Origin of the sequence: Microbacterium hanjuni (assembly GCF_043556395.1) — a bacterium.
Taxonomy (GTDB): Bacteria; Actinomycetota; Actinomycetes; order Actinomycetales; family Microbacteriaceae; genus Microbacterium.
Genome location: NZ_JBIGIK010000002.1, coordinates 814,123 through 829,964, shown reverse-complemented (window position 1 = coordinate 829,964; position 15,842 = coordinate 814,123). Strand labels below are relative to the sequence as shown.

11 protein-coding genes are annotated in these 15,842 nt (G+C 68.8%); 7 read left to right on the top strand and 4 right to left on the bottom strand.

The genetic code is table 11. The features are described from left to right. Nucleotides 1–105 precede the first annotated feature (105 nt). The 4 genes from ACFXP5_RS11715 to ACFXP5_RS11700 all read left to right on the top strand — a co-directional run bounded on the left by ACFXP5_RS11715 (nucleotide 106) and on the right by ACFXP5_RS11700 (nucleotide 7,178). Complete coding sequence (locus ACFXP5_RS11715; protein WP_394544732.1) at nucleotides 106–3,573, top strand: PQQ-dependent sugar dehydrogenase; 3,468 nt, start codon at nucleotides 106–108, stop codon at nucleotides 3,571–3,573. A gap of 136 nt (nucleotides 3,574–3,709) precedes the next feature. Next, nucleotides 3,710–4,681, top strand: coding sequence for a sugar phosphate isomerase/epimerase family protein (locus ACFXP5_RS11710; RefSeq protein WP_394544731.1), 972 nt, complete (start codon nucleotides 3,710–3,712; stop codon nucleotides 4,679–4,681). Between the two features lie 17 nt (nucleotides 4,682–4,698). After that, on the top strand, nucleotides 4,699–5,970 hold the full coding sequence (locus ACFXP5_RS11705) for a hypothetical protein (protein WP_394528432.1): 1,272 nt from the start codon (nucleotides 4,699–4,701) through the stop codon (nucleotides 5,968–5,970). A 68-nt stretch (nucleotides 5,971–6,038) separates the two neighbouring features. Further along, nucleotides 6,039–7,178 carry a COG1470 family protein gene (locus ACFXP5_RS11700; protein WP_394544730.1) on the top strand — a complete coding sequence of 380 codons (1,140 nt, stop codon included), beginning with the start codon at nucleotides 6,039–6,041 and terminating at the stop codon, nucleotides 7,176–7,178. A gap of 215 nt (nucleotides 7,179–7,393) precedes the next feature. Here ACFXP5_RS11700 and ACFXP5_RS11695 read toward each other — a convergent pair whose 3' ends face one another. The 3 genes from ACFXP5_RS11695 to ACFXP5_RS11685 all read right to left on the bottom strand — a co-directional run bounded on the left by ACFXP5_RS11695 (nucleotide 7,394) and on the right by ACFXP5_RS11685 (nucleotide 11,199). Beyond that, the gene (locus tag ACFXP5_RS11695; RefSeq protein WP_394528434.1) at nucleotides 7,394–8,575 is read right to left on the bottom strand and encodes an ROK family transcriptional regulator; all 1,182 of its coding nucleotides are present in this window, start codon (nucleotides 8,573–8,575) and stop codon (nucleotides 7,394–7,396) included. A gap of 99 nt (nucleotides 8,576–8,674) precedes the next feature. Then, on the bottom strand, nucleotides 8,675–9,727 hold the full coding sequence (locus ACFXP5_RS11690; RefSeq protein WP_394528435.1) for an ABC transporter permease: 1,053 nt from the start codon (nucleotides 9,725–9,727) through the stop codon (nucleotides 8,675–8,677). Further along, nucleotides 9,724–11,199 carry a sugar ABC transporter ATP-binding protein gene (locus ACFXP5_RS11685; RefSeq protein WP_394544729.1) on the bottom strand — a complete coding sequence of 492 codons (1,476 nt, stop codon included), beginning with the start codon at nucleotides 11,197–11,199 and terminating at the stop codon, nucleotides 9,724–9,726. The genes ACFXP5_RS11690 and ACFXP5_RS11685 overlap by 4 nt, the downstream gene beginning before the upstream one ends. A gap of 310 nt (nucleotides 11,200–11,509) precedes the next feature. On the opposite strand from ACFXP5_RS11685, the gene ACFXP5_RS11680 reads away from it, so the two are divergent. The 3 genes from ACFXP5_RS11680 to ACFXP5_RS11670 all read left to right on the top strand — a co-directional run bounded on the left by ACFXP5_RS11680 (nucleotide 11,510) and on the right by ACFXP5_RS11670 (nucleotide 14,859). Continuing rightward, entirely contained in the window at nucleotides 11,510–12,559 is a 1,050-nt protein-coding gene (locus ACFXP5_RS11680) for a substrate-binding domain-containing protein (RefSeq protein ID WP_394528437.1), read from the top strand. A 94-nt stretch (nucleotides 12,560–12,653) separates the two neighbouring features. Beyond that, nucleotides 12,654–13,796, top strand: a complete 1,143-nt coding sequence (locus tag ACFXP5_RS11675) for a Gfo/Idh/MocA family protein (protein ID WP_394544828.1) — start codon at nucleotides 12,654–12,656, stop codon at nucleotides 13,794–13,796. Between the two features lie 58 nt (nucleotides 13,797–13,854). Then, nucleotides 13,855–14,859: a sugar phosphate isomerase/epimerase family protein gene (locus tag ACFXP5_RS11670; protein WP_394528438.1), complete on the top strand. Its 1,005-nt coding sequence runs from the start codon at nucleotides 13,855–13,857 to the stop codon at nucleotides 14,857–14,859. Between the two features lie 81 nt (nucleotides 14,860–14,940). On the opposite strand, the gene ACFXP5_RS11665 is transcribed toward ACFXP5_RS11670, so the two are convergent. Further along, nucleotides 14,941–15,783, bottom strand: coding sequence for an alpha/beta fold hydrolase (locus ACFXP5_RS11665; protein WP_394544728.1), 843 nt, complete (start codon nucleotides 15,781–15,783; stop codon nucleotides 14,941–14,943). Between the last annotated feature and the right edge of the window lie 59 nt (nucleotides 15,784–15,842).

Below are 15,842 nucleotides of genomic sequence, written 5' to 3'. Positions count from 1 at the left end.
CTCCGCGCGGGCATGGGCCCGGGTCGCCACGATCAGCCGTTCAGACCGGCTGGTGGCGACCCGGTGAAAACAACTCGATCTCGCAGATACAGGAGCTGTTTCACGATGAATTCTACCTCCCGACACCCGGCTTTCCCCTCGCGGGTAGCCGCTGCTGTCGCCGCGGTGGCCCTGGGTTTGACCGCGGTAGGCGCCAGTGCGCTGCCCGCTGCGGCGCACCCCGGCCACGACCATGAAGAGGATGCGGCCGCCGCCCTCGATTGGACCAATTACGAGAAGGTTCTGCTGACGAAGAACGTCGGCGAACCGATCGACCTGGCAGTGATGCCCGACTCGAAGGTCCTCCACACCGCGCGAAACGGTGACATCCGCCTGACGGACCCCAGCACGGGCGTCACGAAGGTCGTCACCACGATCCCGGTCTACGCGAACTCGGAGGACGGTCTCCAGACCATCGCCCTGGACCCCGCGTTCGAGGAGAACAACTGGGTGTACATCGTGTACTCCCCGATCGACGCCGACGGCGACGGCGCCGTGGACACGCCGGTGGGCAACGCCCCCAACACCCTCCCCGCCGGGGCGGACGAGTCCTACTGGGACCAGTGGGTGGGCGTGAACCGGCTTTCGCGGTTCACGTGGAACGGCACCGGCCTCGACCTCGCCAGCGAGCAGAAGATCCTCGACGTCGAGGTGCAGCGCGGACAGTGCTGCCACGTCGGCGCCGACATCGACTTCGACGGCGACGGCAACCTGTACCTCAGCACGGGTGACAACACCCCCGCGAGCACGCCGGGCGCCAATGGGTTCGCCCCGAACAACGACGCACCCGGACTCAACCCCGGCTTCGACTCGCGTCGTGGCGCCGGTAACACCAACGACCTGCGCGGCAAGATCCTGCGCTTCCATGTCGAAGCGGACGGCACCTACACGATCCCCGAGGGCAATCTCTTCGCCCCGGGCACCGAGTTGACACGGCCCGAGATCTTCATCATGGGCGTGCGCAACCCGTTCCGGTTGGAGGTCGACCCCGAGACGAACTCGCTCTCGTGGGCCGATTACGGCCCCGACGCCACCAAGGCGGTCGCGGACACCGCGGGCCGCGGACCCATGGGTCTCGTGGAGTGGAATGTCGTCGGTCTCGACGACCCCCACAACGGCGGGTGGCCGTACGTCACGGCCGACAACTTCGCCTACAACGATTGGGACTTCGCCACCGCCACGCCGGGAGCGTTCTTCGATCCCGCCAACCTGGTGAACGACTCGCGCTGGAACACGGGGCTCACGCAGCTGCCGCCGGCACGCGCCGCGACCCTCTATTACGGCGACAACCCCGGTGATCAGCCGTGGGACGAGCTGGTGAACTTCGGTGCCGGCAGCGGCCAGGGCCCCATGGGTGGGCCGGTCTATCACTACGACGAGACCAACCCGTCCACGACCAAGCTCCCCCAGCACTGGGACGGCAAGGCGTTCATGGGCGAGTTCTCGCAGGACTACATCGCGGCCTTCACCGTCGATTGGGAGAACTACGACGTCACCGCGATCGAGGACTTCCTCCCGAACGCGTCTCTGACCGCGAACGGCCAGCCGGGCCACGACAACCCCATGGACATGGAGATCGGGCCCGACGGCTCGATGTACGTGCTCGACTATGGCGACGGCTTCTTCCGGGCGAACCCCGATGCGGGCTTGTACCGCATCGACTACGTCGCGGGGAACAAGTCGCCGCAGGCGCGCTTCACGGCCACCCCGACGTCCTCGTCGTCCGCTCCCCTCACGGTGCAGTTCGATGGCGCGGGATCGACCGACCCCGAAGGCGGAGCACTCACCTACGAGTGGGACTTCGACGGCGACGGCACGTTCGATGCCACCGGTGTGACGGCGTCGTACACGTACACGACGATCGCCAACTACACGGCACGACTACGCGTCTCCGACCCGGAGGGCAAGTTCAGCCTCACCTCGCGCACCATCTCGGTGGGCAACCAGGCGCCGGAGGTCACGGTCACGTTCCCTGAGAACGGTGGCTTCTTCGACTGGGGTCAGGCCGTTCCGTTCAAGGTGACGACGACGGATGCTGAAGACGGCACCGCCACGGATTGCTCGCGCGTGTCGTGGACCTACGGTCTCGGCCACGACGAGCACGCTCACCCCGAGGTCTCGGGAACCGGCTGCACCGGCTCGTTCCGCACCGACCCGAACTCGCCCGAGCACGGGCCCGGCGCGCTGCTGTACGGCGCCGTCGTGGTGACGTACGCCGACGCGGGCGCCAACGGTCTGCCGGCAGCGACGGGCGAGGCGACGGTTCGTCTCAACCCGAAGCTGCAGCAGGCTGAGCACGCCATCCAGCGTCAGGGCGTCGTCAACTACGCCGACACGGGTGCGTCCGGCGGCAACGCCGTTCGTGGCCTCGGCGCCGGCGACTTCCTCAAGTACGATCCCGTGAGCTTCGCGGGCATCGACGGAGCGGTCGTCCGAGCCAATGGCGGCGGAGCCATCCAGCTGCGCTGGGGTGCCGCCGACGCGGCGCCGTTCGCGACCGCGACGATTCCCGACGGCTCCGGCTGGCAGGACGTCTCGATCACGTTCGACGCACCGGAGGGTTCGGGAGCGTTGTTCGTGACCTCGGCCGATGAACTGGCCGTCGACGCGATCACCATGGTGGGTGCGGGAATCGGTGACGTCACCGCTCCGACCGTGGCGCACACGCTGGCACCGGCTGCACCCACGGGAGTGGGCGGCGTCTACAACGAGCCGGTCCGCTTCGCGGTGCAGGCGAGCGACAACGGCGCACTCTCGAGCGTGCAGTACTCGCGCGACAACGGTGCGACCTGGACCAACCTCGCGGCCAACCAGCAGTACGGCGTGACCTTCTCGCAGGACGGCGTGTACGACCTGCGTTACCGGGCCACCGACGCCGGCGGCAACGTGTCCGAACTGGGCTCGGTGTCGTTCACGATCGACCTCGACGCTCCGAACGAGCCGACCGTCGATTCGCGCACCCTGGTGACCCTCGGTTCGCCCCGGGCCACCTACGGCGACCCCGGCGACGTGGTCGTCGCGGTCACCGGTGAGGGCGGCGTTCCGACCGGGGAGGTCGTGCTGTCCGTCGGCACCACCGAGGTCGGTCGCGGAACGCTGGATGCGTCCGGCAAGGCGAGCATCACCCTCCCCGCAGACCTCCCGGTCGGAACGCACACGCTGCGTGCGACCTACGGGGCCGATGAGGTCTTCAAGACCTCGGCGGGAACAGCTCGACTGACCGTGTCGCAGGCGCGCTCGACGACCGAGGTCGTCGTCTCGCCGAACCCGGTCAAGCCGGCGGTGGCGGCCACGGCCACCATCCACGTGGAGTCGTCGACGGGCATCGCACCGTCCGGCAACGCCGCGGTCACGGTGCGCCGCAACAACGCGGTCGTCGCGACGCTCACCGGCACGCTCGATGCGGAAGGCAACGTCGTCGTGACGCTGCCCAAGCTCAGCATGGTCGGTGCCTATCAGGTGCAGGCGGCGTACGACGGCTCGGCCGGCGTCGCCAAGAGCACGGCTTCGGCCAGCCTGACGGTCAAGAAGTAACCCTCGGCGGGGGCAGCACCACGGTGCTGCCCCCGCCATCCCGGCCGCCCCCGGGCCCCCCAGGGCGGACCCACCTCGAAGGAGAGTCATGAGTCACCACCACGATCACGCGCACCCGACGGTATCGGCTCAGCCGATGAGCCGCCGGACCATGCTGAAGGCACTGGCGGCCTCGTCCGTCGCCGTCGGCCTGGGCGCCGCCGCCGCACCCGCGGCTTCGGCGACATCCGCGTTCGGCGCCAAAGCAGCACTGCCGACCGTCAGCGGCGGAAAGCGCCTCGTCCCCATCAACCGCATTGGCATCCAGCTGTACACGGTGCGCGACAAGGTCAGCTCCCTGGGCTTCCGCGCCGTCTTCGAAGAACTGGCCAACATCGGCTACTCCGAGGTGGAGTTCGCCGGGTACACCCAGGGTCAGGTCGGGGCCATCACCCCGACGGAGATCAGGCAGCTCCTCGACGACAACGGCCTGCGGGGCGTCGGAGCGCACGTCACGCTCAATCCGGGCAACATCGACCAGCAGCTCGAGACAGCGCAGATCCTCGGCCTTCCGCACCTCGGCCAAGGCGGACCGATCGCCGGCGGCTACGGCGGTCCCCTGCCGAAGGAGCAGTGGACGACGGCCATCGCGACCTGGAACGAGATGGGCGCGAAGGCGAAAGCAGAGGGCATCAAGCTCTACGCCCACAACCATGCGCAGGAGTGGAACTTCACGACCGACACGAACGAACGCGTGTACGACCTGCTGTGGGACGGCTTCGACCGGGAGTCGGTCTTCTTCCAGATGGACATCTACTGGGCCCACGTCGGAAAGCACCTGTACCCCGGATTCGAGCCGATCGACTACATCAAGCGCGACCCGCGACGCTTCCCGCTCGTGCACCTCAAGGACGGCAAGCTCAACCCGAACAGCGCCAACGGCTACGACATCATCGAGTTCGGCGCCGGGGACATCAACTACACCGCGTTCCTGTCCGAGTTGCGCGACCGCGGTCAGCGCTTCGGCATCTACGAACAGGACAACGCATCCACCGTCCCGATCAACCCCGGCAACTCGCTGGCGAACGCCGACCGTAGCTACGACGCCATCGCGGCGCTGCGCGGCTGAAAGAACAAGGACACCTCATGAAGAATGTGATCAAATCAGCCACCGTCGCGCTGCTTGTCGTGGGGGGCAGCGTCGTCGCTGTCCCCGCGTACGCGGCCGACCTGTCGTGCACGGGTGATCTGGGAAGCCAGACCATCTCGGGCACCCTCACCGTCACCGACGGTGTCGACTGCGTCCTCGGCGGAGCCACCGTCGAGGGCGACATCATCGTGGAGCCCGGAGGCTGGCTCGATGCCACCTCCGTGACCGTCACGGGCGATGTCATCGCCACCGACGCCTACGGCGTCTCGCTCGACGGCACCAGCGTCGCGGGAGACATCAGCGCCTACTCCGAAGGGACGCGCTCCGGCTTCCTCTACGTCACCGACCTCGAGGTCGGCGGGTCCGTCGCCGCGGGCGGCATCGACGTCGAGGTGACCGACAGCAACATCCACGGTTCGCTCACCACCCAGGCCGCCACCTATGTCGACCTGCTCCGCACCTCGGTCGACGGCGACGTCTCGATCGACGGCTCGGATTACGGTGTCTCGGTCGGTGGCGCGATCGTGAAGGGCGGGGTCACCGTGAGCGGCAGCTCGCGCGACGTGCTGATCGGCGCTGACGCCGACGGCGCGGCCGACGCGTTCGCCAACTCGATCGGCGGCGGCCTCTCCCTGACCGGCAACACGGCAAACCTCCGGGTCGCTGCGACGACGGTCTACGGTGCGCTGACGCTCGACGGCAACACCCCCGCTGCGGCACTCGGCACCGGCGTCTTCGCCGGATCCGTGACCGGAGATCACTCGGGTGACGCTCCCGCACAGCCCGCCGCGGGCGACCAGTCGATCGCCGTCACGGTGCCCGACCAGGGCGCGGGCGAGCTGACGTGGTCGCTCGAGGGAAGCTCGGCGCTCGTCGACCTCGGTGTCGCCGAGGAGATGCTCGATCACTACTACGCCGACGGCGAGATCGTTCCGATCCGTATCCAGGACACGCGTCCCGGAAACCCGGAGTGGTCGCTGACCGCTCAGGTGTCGGACTTCACCGCCGGTGGCGAAGCCGTCTCGAGCAAGTACCTCGGCTGGACCCCCGAGGTGCTCGAATCCGAGGGTGGAGCAGTCGCCGGCGCGCCGGTGCCCTCCGGCTTCGACCGCGGCGACGGCCTGTCCGTCGCCCGCACCCTGGCGCAGGCGGACGAGGGCCACGAACGTGGCTCCTCGCTGGTCGGCGCTGATCTCGAGCTCAAGCTTCCGCTCGACACCCCCCGCGGCACCTACACCGCAACGATCACGCTGACCGCCCTCAGCTGATCACCCCCGTCCGGGCCGCGACCTCGTCGCGGCCCGGACGGACCCACTTCTGAAAGCGAGTACCCGCCATGTCCCAGGCGATCCTGTCCCCCTCTCCCCGCCGTCGTACCCCTCTTGCCGTCTTGCTGGGCGTCGTTCTGGCGCTCACGATGCCCGTCGGCGCAGCGCTGGCCGAAACCACCCCCGAACCGGGCGCCGACACCACAGTGTCGTGGAGCGTGCGCCCCGCCGATACCGCCCAAGGGCGCGACCGGCCCAACTTCGCCTACGAGTTGACCCCCGGCGCGACCCTCAGCGACGCCCTGACCGTGACGAATCGCAGCGCCGAACCCATCGCGCTCGACGTCTACGCGGCAGACGGATTCCTCACGGCGGACGGAGCACTCGACATCCTCGCCGGCGGTGAGGTCTCGACCGAACTCGGCAGCTGGATCGACTTCGACGTGCCCCAGCTGACTTTGGACAGCGGCGAGAGCGCCGAGGTGCCCTTCACCATCGCCGTCCCCGCCGCCACTCCCCCGGGGGATTACGCCGCCGGGGTCGTCGCCTCGATGCTCGTCCGAGCCGACACGGGCACGGTCACCGAGCGCCGCCTGGGCTCCCGCATCCACCTCCGCGTGCTGGGCGACCTCGCCCCCGCGCTTGCGATCTCCGACGTCGCCGTCGACTACCACGGCACCGCGAATCCGATCGAGGGGGGCGCTGCGACCGTGACGTACACGCTGGTCAATACCGGCAACACCCGGCTCGACCCCACCGCGAACGTCTCGCTCTCGGGCCCGTTCGGTTGGGCGCCGGTCGGCGCCGGCGACGACGCGCCCGAGCTGCTCCCCGGCAGCTCGATCCAGCGGACGGTCGAGGTCGGCTCGGTTCCCCCGCTCGGCCTGCTCACCGTCGACGTCACCTCCAGCGGCGAGATCGTTTCGCCCGGAATCGGTGCGGCCGAGGCCTCCGATCCCGTCGTGGCCGAGACCGGCTCGGCATCGACGGCGGCGGTGCCGTGGACGGCGCTCGCCCTGCTCCTCGTCGCGGCGGGTCTCATCGTGTGGCGGATCCTCGCGCGAAAGCGCGCGAAAGCGGCTCATCGCCGCGAGATCGAGGCCGCCGTGGCCGCGGCGAAGGCCGAACGTGCCGGCGGCGAGTCGGCGACGGATGCTGCGGCCACCGCGCCCGCCCCCGTCACGGCCGGCGCCTCGCCGACGCCCTGACCGGGCGACCCCGCACTCGCCTGCGGCGCGGAGAGGGACACTCCGCGCCGCAGGCGTACCACGTCGGGCCAGCAGCATCCCGAGCCGTTCTCCCCCAGCAGGCCCGCATCAGATCGAGGAGATGACGCGGATCAAGGACGATTCCGCCTCGATCGGTCCTCGATCGACGTCATCTCCGCCATCCGCACCGGGGAGGCACGGGAGATGATGCGCGGTCAGGAGGTGATGAAGCCGTTGCTCAAGGCCTCGGGCGAAAGGGCGTGCTCGACGGCGAGCATGCTCGCCCCGAGGATGGCCGCCTTGTCGGCGGCGAGCGACTGCACGATGGAGAGGTACTCCGTCGCGAGCGGCGTCGAGCGGGTGTAGACGACCTCGCGGACACCGGCGATCAGGTGCTCGCCGACGCGGGCCATCGACCCGCCGATCGCGATGATCGAGGGGTTCATCAGGCTCACGCACGTCGTCAGCACCTCGCCGATGTCGCGTCCGGCCTGGCGAACGGCCTGGATCGCGTCGATGTTGCCGCGCTTGACGAGGTCGACGACGTCGGATCCGGTATGGGCTTCGACGCCCTGCTCACGGAGTGCTCGCGCGATGGCCGGGCCGGAGGCCAGAGCCTCCAGGCATCCGCGGTTACCGCACTGGCAGGGCACGTTCGCCCCGCGGGCCACCTGGACGTGACCGATGTCGCCGGCGATGCCCTGCGCTCCGCGCTGGAGCGCACCGCCCGAGATGATGCCGGTACCGATACCGGTCGACACCTTGACGAACATGAGGTGGTCCACGCCTGGCCAGGCGACGGCCCGTTCGCCGAGGGCCATGATGTTGACGTCGTTGTCTACCAGTGCGGGTACCGGCAAGTGCTGGTGGATCCAGCCGGGGATGTCGAAGCGGTCCCACCCGGGCATGATCGGCGGATTGACGGGCTGACCCGTGGAGTGCTCGACCGGCCCCGGGACGCCGATGCCGATCGCGGCCACATCGGTGCCGGTGCGCCCGGTCTCGGCGAGCAGGGTGTGGGCGCGCTCCATGAGCCAGCTGAGGACGGGCTCGGGGCCGAGCGCCACATCGAGCTCCTCGGAGAACTCGGCGAGCACCTGGCCGGTGAGATCGGTGATGGCGACGACGGCGTGGGAGGCGCCGATGTCGCCGGCGATGACGACCTTCGCGGCAGGGTTGATGGCGAACTGCGACGGCGGGCGGCCACCGGTGGAGACGCCGTCGGCGACCGGGGTGATGAGGCCCATGCGCATGAGCTCGTCGACGCGCACCGCGACGGTCGAGCGGGCGAGGCCGGTCGACTTCGCGAGCTCGGCCCGGGTTCTCGGCACGCCGTCTCGAAGCAGCTGGAAGAGCTGGCTCACACCTGTCACCGTCTGCGCGGAGTCCGTCGTCATTCTTGCCACACCCTCAGTACACCATTAGTTGAACATCCGCCGCCCACAAGACGACGGCGGCCGTGCACAAGCGCGGCCGCCGTCGTCTTATCCATCGCTCTAGCTCTTCCGCCCGGACGGACCGGAGAAGCGCTGCTGCAGCAGCACCGCGACGACGATGATGACGCCCTTGGCCACCTGCTGCACCGACGAGGAGAGGTTGAGTTGCACGAAGACGTTCGTCAACGTGGCGAAGATCAAGACGCCGAGCACGGTGCCCGTGATCGTTCCGCGTCCGCCGATGAGGAGGGTGCCTCCCACCACGACCGCGGCGATCGCATCCAATTCGTAGAGGAGGCCGTTGGTCGAGCTTCCGGCGGTGGTGCGCCCGAGGATCATGACGGCGGCGATCCCCGCCCCGAGACCGGCGAGCGCGTACAGCCACATGGTGTGGCGTCTCACATTGATACCGGCGAGGCGCGCCGCCTCCCGGTTGCCGCCGATCGCGACCGTGCGGCGACCGAAGGTCGTGCGATTGAGCAGCACCCAGGCGAGAGCGGCGACGATGGCGAAGATCCAGATCAGCACGTCCACGCCGAGGAAGTCGTCGTTCATGAAGGTGACGAAGCCGCGATCCTCGACCACCAGGGTGCGGCGATCGGCGAGGATCTCGGCGAGACCGCGGGCGGCGACCAGCATGGCGAGCGTCGCCATGAACGCGACGACGTTGCCGTAGGCGATTACGATGCCGTTGATCAGTCCAGCGCCGACGCCGACCAGCAGGGCGACGACGACCATCACGATCCAGTGCATCTGGTCGGCGAGGTCCTGCACCACCGCAAGCGTCGCGACGACCGAGGCGAGACCCATGACCGATCCGACGGAGAGGTCGATGCCGCCCGCGATGATCACGAGGGTCATCCCGACGCTGATCACGCCGATGATGGAGGCCTGCCGGAGGATGACAAGGAGGTTGTCGACTTTGGTGAAGTCTCCGCCGCCGGCGACAGCGCCGACGATGAAGATCAGCAGCAGGGCGACGACGAGGCCGAGGTTTCGGCCCACCGACCCGGAGAGCACCCGCCGCCACAGCGGGCGCTGAGGCTCGGTCGGTGTTGCGGCGGTGACGGGCGGGGCGGTTCGGACGCCGGTGGGGGTGGTCGGCTCGCTCACGCGGCGGATCCTTTCATGACGAGGTCGAGCACTCCGTGCTCGTCGATCTGGGTGGAGGGAAGGGTGCGCAGCACGCGGCCGTCGGCGATGACCAGGACGACGTCGGCGAGGCCGAGGACCTCCTCGATCTCGCTCGAGACCACGACGACGGCGTTGCCCGCGGCCGCGAGGTCTCGGATGAGGCTGTAGATCTCAGCGCGAGCGCCGACGTCCACACCGCGGGTCGGCTCGTCGAGCAACAGCACGCGGGTGCCGTGCACCAACCAGCGGGCGAGCAGGATCTTCTGCTGGTTTCCGCCCGAGAGCGTGCGGGCAGGACGGTCGGGGTCGGCGGGACGCAGTTCGAACGCCTCGATCTGCTCGAGCGCCACCCGCCGGGCGGAACGGTCGTCGAGGAAACCGCCGCGCGCGAAGCGGCGCATCGACGCGAGCGTGATGTTGACGAAGATGGGCTCGTCGAGCACGAGACCCTGGCTCTTGCGCTCCTCGGGCGAAAGTCCGATGCCGGCGTTGACGGCGGCGACCACCGAACCGCGCCGCAGCACCTTGTCACGCACCCGCACGGAGCCGTTCGAAGCGGTGCGGGCACCGTAGACCGTTTCGAGGATCTCAGAACGGCCCGAGCCGACGAGACCGGCGAGTCCGACGACCTCACCGGCGCGCACCGTGAACGACACGTCCCGGAAGACACCGTCGAGTGCGAGGTCGGTCACTTCGAGCACCGTGGGGGCGTCTGCGGCCACCGGTTCGCGGGTGGGGAAGACGTTCGCGACCTCGCGGCCGGTCATGAGGCGGATGAGTTCACGTGTCGGCGTCTCGGAAGCGGAGAGGCCGACCGCAGTCGTCCGGCCGTCCTTGAGCACCGTGATCCGATCGCCGATCTGTCGGATCTCCTCGAGACGGTGGGTGATGTACACCACCGCGATCCCCTGCGCCGTCAGCTCGTGCACCACACCGAAGAGGTTCTTGACCTCTTCGGTGTCGAGCACGGCGGACGGCTCGTCCATGATGATGAGCTTGATGTCGTGCGACAGCGCACGCGCCATGCTGACGATCTGTTTGTTGGCAGCGCTGAGGGAGCCCACCTCGGTGTGCGGCGACAGGTTGGAGTGGCCGAGGCGCTTCAGCAGCGCGGTGGTCTGCTTGGCGGCCTCCGAGCGCTTCGTGAAGCCGCCGCGCGCCAGTTCGTGGCCGAGGAAGATGTTCTCGGCGATCGTGAGGCCGTCCACGACGTCCAGCTCCTGGTACATCGTGGCGATGCCGAGCTCGATGGCGGCCTCGGGCGTGGCGATCTCCACCAGTTCCCCCTGCCAGCGGATCTCGCCTTCGTCCGGGCGGTGCACACCGGCCAAGGTCTTGATGAGCGTGGACTTGCCCGCACCGTTCTGGCCGAGGACGCAGTGCACCTCGCCCGCGGCGATGTCCAGGTCGACGCCGCGCAGGGCTCGGACACCGGCGAAAGACTTCGTCACGTCTCGCACCGTGAGTAATGACGACTGATGGTCAACTTTGATCACCGGGCGAACATAACACGGCCACCACCCGGCGCGCGACCCCTCCTGTTCGGGCAGGTAGCGGAACGATCCCGGATAGGGGAATGCCGAAAACACAAGGGGAGATACCCCTAAGACCCCCCTCCCCTACTTATAACCGTCGGATAACAAAAGTTGACTACCTCGTCGTCACTTCTGCTACGGTGAGGCTCGTCAGAGTGGACCTCTCCTTTTCGTGGATGACCCGGGGGCCGCTGGCCAAGCTGCATCACATTCAAGGAGGAAAGAAATGCGCTCACACGTGAAATCACGGACCCGCCTGGTGCTCACCGGCGCGGCATTCTTCGCAACGATCGGACTTCTCGCCGGCTGTTCGGGCTCGACCGACGAAGGCGAAAGCGTCGTCGACCAGGGCACGACCACCGAAGAGAACGCCGAGTCGGGCGAGACCGTCACGATCGGATTCTCGGGCCCCGCGGCCGACCACGGCTGGCTCGGTGCCATCAACTCCGGCGCTCTCGCCGCCGCCGACAGCTTCCCCGACGTCGAGCTCAAGGTCGCCGAGGGCACGAACGATGTCACGGCCCAGATCGCGGCCGTCGAGACCTTCATCAACGATGGCGTCGATGCCATCGTCCTGCTCCCCAGCGACGGCGCTGCTCTGACCGAGGTCGCCATCCAGGCGATGGAGGCCGGCATCCCGGTCATCAACGTCGACCGTGAGTTCTCCAGCCCCTTCGCTGCGCGCTCCACGGTGCTCGGCGACAACTACGGCATGGGCGTCAGCGCCGGTACGTACATCTGCGAGCAGGTCGGCGACAACCCCGACGCGATCGTCGGCGAGATCGCCGGTATCGACTCGCTGCCGCTGACCCAGGATCGCTCGGCGGGCTTCGCCGACGCGCTCTCGGACTGCGGCCTCGAGGTCGGCCCGCGCGTCGCTGCGGACTTCACCGTGCAGGGCGGCGAGGCGGCAACCTCGCAGCTGCTGTCGGCGAACCCGCAGATCGACGCTCTGTGGAACCACGACGACGACCAGGGCATCGGCGTCCTCGCGGCGATCAGTGCCGCGGGTCGCGACGAGTTCATCATGGTCGGCGGCGCCGGCAGCAAGAACGCGATGGAGGCCATCCAGGCCGACGACACCGTCCTGAAGGCGACGGTCATCTACCCGTCGACGCAGGCGGCCGACGGAATCGCGCTCGCGCGCCTCATCGCCCAGGGTAAGACCGCCGGCGACTTGATCACCCCGAGCGTGCCGAACCGTATCGTCCTCGATGCGCCGGTCGTGACGAAGGACAACGTCGCCGACTTCATCGATCTCGCTTTCGAGTCCTGATCGAGAGGGGGTCGCCCGGTCTACTCCGGGCGGCCCCCTTTTCTTTACCCTTCGACAGAAAGACAGTGCATTGACCCAGCCCCTCCGCGTCGCGATGATCGGCGCCGGCTTCATGGGTGCCGCGCACTCCCAAGGGTGGCGCGTCGCCCCCCGCTTCTTCGACCTCCCGCTGCAGCCCGAGATGGCCGTGCTCGTGGGCCGTGACCTCGACCGCACGAACGAGGCGGCCGACCGCTGGGGGTGGGGCGAGACCTCGACCGACTGGCGCGAAGTGATCTCGCGCAGCGACATCGACGTCGTCGATGTGGTGACCCCGGGCGATTCGCACGCCGAGATCGCCATCGCCGCGCTCGAGGCCGGCAAGCACGTGCTCTGCGAGAAGCCTCTCGCCAACACGGTCGCCGAGGCCGAGGCGATGACGGATGCTGCAGACCGTGCCGCCGCACGCGGGGTGCGCTCGATGGTGGGCTTCACCTACCGTCGCGTGCCCGCAGCCACGTTCGCCCGCGACCTCGTCGCGGCCGGGCGTATCGGCGAGGTGCGTCAGGTGCGCGCCGAGTACCTGCAGGACTGGCTGAGCGATGCGGACGCTCCGCTCACGTGGCGGCTGCAGAAGGACCGCGCCGGATCCGGCGCCCTCGGCGACATCGGGGCGCACGCCGTCGACATGACCGAGTACATCACCGGCCAGCGCGTCGAGCGCGTCTCGGGCATCCTCGAGACGATCGTGAGCGAACGCCCCCTGCTGGGCGAAGCATCCGGCCTCTCCGGATCCGCGAGCGCCGAACGCGGCGCCGTCACGGTCGACGACCTCGCCCTCTTCACCGGCCGTCTCACCTCGGGCGCCTTGGCGTCGTTCGAGGCCACCCGTTTCCGCCTGGGCCGCAAGAACGCCCTGCGCATCGAGATCTCGGGGTCCACCGGCGCCATCTCGTTCGACCTCGAGCGGCTCAACGAGCTCGAGTTCTACGACGCGACCGCTCCCGCCGAGGAGCAGGGCTTCCGCCGCATCCTCGTCACCGAACCCGGGCATCCCTACGCCGGCGCCTGGTGGCCCGCGGGCCACATGCTCGGGTACGAGCACGGCTTCTCGCACCAGGCCAAGGACTTCGTCGAGGCCGTCGCCGAGGGCACCGCGCCGAGTCCGTCGTTCGCCGACGGCCTGCACGTGCAGCGCGTCTTGGACGCCGTCGAGCGCAGCTCGGCCGGCGGCAGCGCGTGGATCAGCGTCAGCTGACCCCTTCCTTACGCCGCGACCGCGCGGCATCGTAGATCCCGACCGAGAGGACCCCGCAATGACGCGACCGATCACCCTGTTCACCGGCCAATGGGCCGATCTCCCTTTCGAAGAAGTCGCCCGCCTCGCGGGCGAGTGGGGCTACGACGGCCTCGAGATCGCGTGTTGGGGCGATCACCTCGATCCCTGGCGATGGGATGACGCGGAGTACGTGCAGGGCAAGCTCGATGTCCTCGAGCGCAACGGCCTCAAGGTGTGGACGATCTCGAACCACCTGAAGGGTCAGGTCGTGTGCGACGACCCGATCGATCAGCGCCACCGCGACATCGTGTCGGACCGCGTCTGGGGCGACGGCGACCCCGAAGGGGTGCGCCAGCGCGCCGCGGAGGAGATGAAGAACACCGCGCGTCTCGCCGCGAAACTGGGCGTGAAGACCGTCACCGGGTTCACCGGATCGTCGATCTGGAAGTACGTCGCGATGTTCCCGCCGGCCACCGCCGAGATGATCGACGCCGGGTACCAGGACTTCGCCGACCGGTGGAACCCGATCCTCGACGTGTTCGAGGAGGTCGGCGTGCGCTTCGCCCACGAAGTGCACCCGTCCGAGATCGCCTACGACTACTGGACGACCAAGGCCGCGCTCGAGGCGATCGGTCACCGCGAATCGTTCGGTCTGAACTGGGACCCCTCGCACATGGTCTGGCAGGACATCGACCCCGTGGCGTTCCTGTGGGACTTCCAGGACCGCATCTACCACGTGCACTGCAAGGACACGAAGAAGCGCCTGACGAACGGTCGCAACGGTCGCCTGTCCTCGCACCTGCCGTGGGCGGATCCGCGCCGCGGGTGGGATTTCATCTCCACGGGTCACGGTGACGTGCCCTGGGAGGACGCATTCCGGATGCTGAATGCGATCGGCTACCAGGGGCCGCTCTCGGTCGAGTGGGAGGACGCCGGTATGGACCGCCTCGTCGGCGCCCCCGAAGCACTCGCGTTCGTGCGGCGACTCTCCACCTACAAGCCCTCCGACGCCGCCTTCGACGCCGCGTTCAGCACGAAGTAGCCCGGTTCCCCCGCACCTTCTCGCGGTTTCCCCCGCGCCGGCCCGCAGTCCGGTGCGGGGGAATGCCGGTGCAGGCCTGATTCAGGCGCGGACGGGGAAGCGCGGAGCGAGCCACGCGAGGAGGTCGGCGCGCACCTCGGCCTGGTTGACCTCGTTGAAGATCTCGTGCCGACCCTCCGGATACACCAGGGTCGTCACATCGGTGAACCCCGACCGCGTGCGGTACGCGTCGGCCAGGCGGTGCACGCTGCGCGGCCCCCCGACGGAGTCGTCGCGCCCGACCATCAGGAGAGCGGGAATGTCGGGCAGTCCGCGTCGCGGCCGCCCGTAGAGCCGGGCGGCATCGAGCGGGCCGAACAGCTTGAGCAGCGGGACCGAGGTCGTGAGCGGATCCGCCAGGAAGGCCCGGCCCACCTCGGGGTCGGACGACAGCCACTCCGCGCCCGTGGCGTCCTTCGCCTTCCACGCCGCATTCAGGTCCCCGGCGTTCAGGGCGCCCGGCCACCGCAGCGCGGAGCCCGACAGCACCACCGCGTCGTAGAGGTGCGGGTCGTCGTTGACGAGGATCTGCGCGAGGAACGAGCCCCACGAATGCCCCACGAGCACGAGCGGCAGCCCGGGGTTCTCCTCCCGGATGCGCTGCGACAGCATCCGCACCGCCTCGACCGCGGCGCGATGGCCGCCGCGTCCCAACCGGCCGAGTCGCGCGGGGTCGCCGTGCTGTCGCAGACCGGTGCGCCCATGACCGCGGTGGTCGTCGGCGTAGACGCTGTACCCCTCGGCGACGAGGGCGTCGATCAGCGGGCGGTACCGACCCGCGTGCTCGCCGACCCCGTGCAGGAGCTGCACGACCGCCCGTGGACGATCGGCGGGGTGGACGTCGTAAACGATCGCAACGCCGTGCGCGTCGTCGAACTCGGGCATGGCCTGAGTTTACGCAGACGGATGCTGTGATCCCGGCCCATTAGCAATGCTAATGAGCT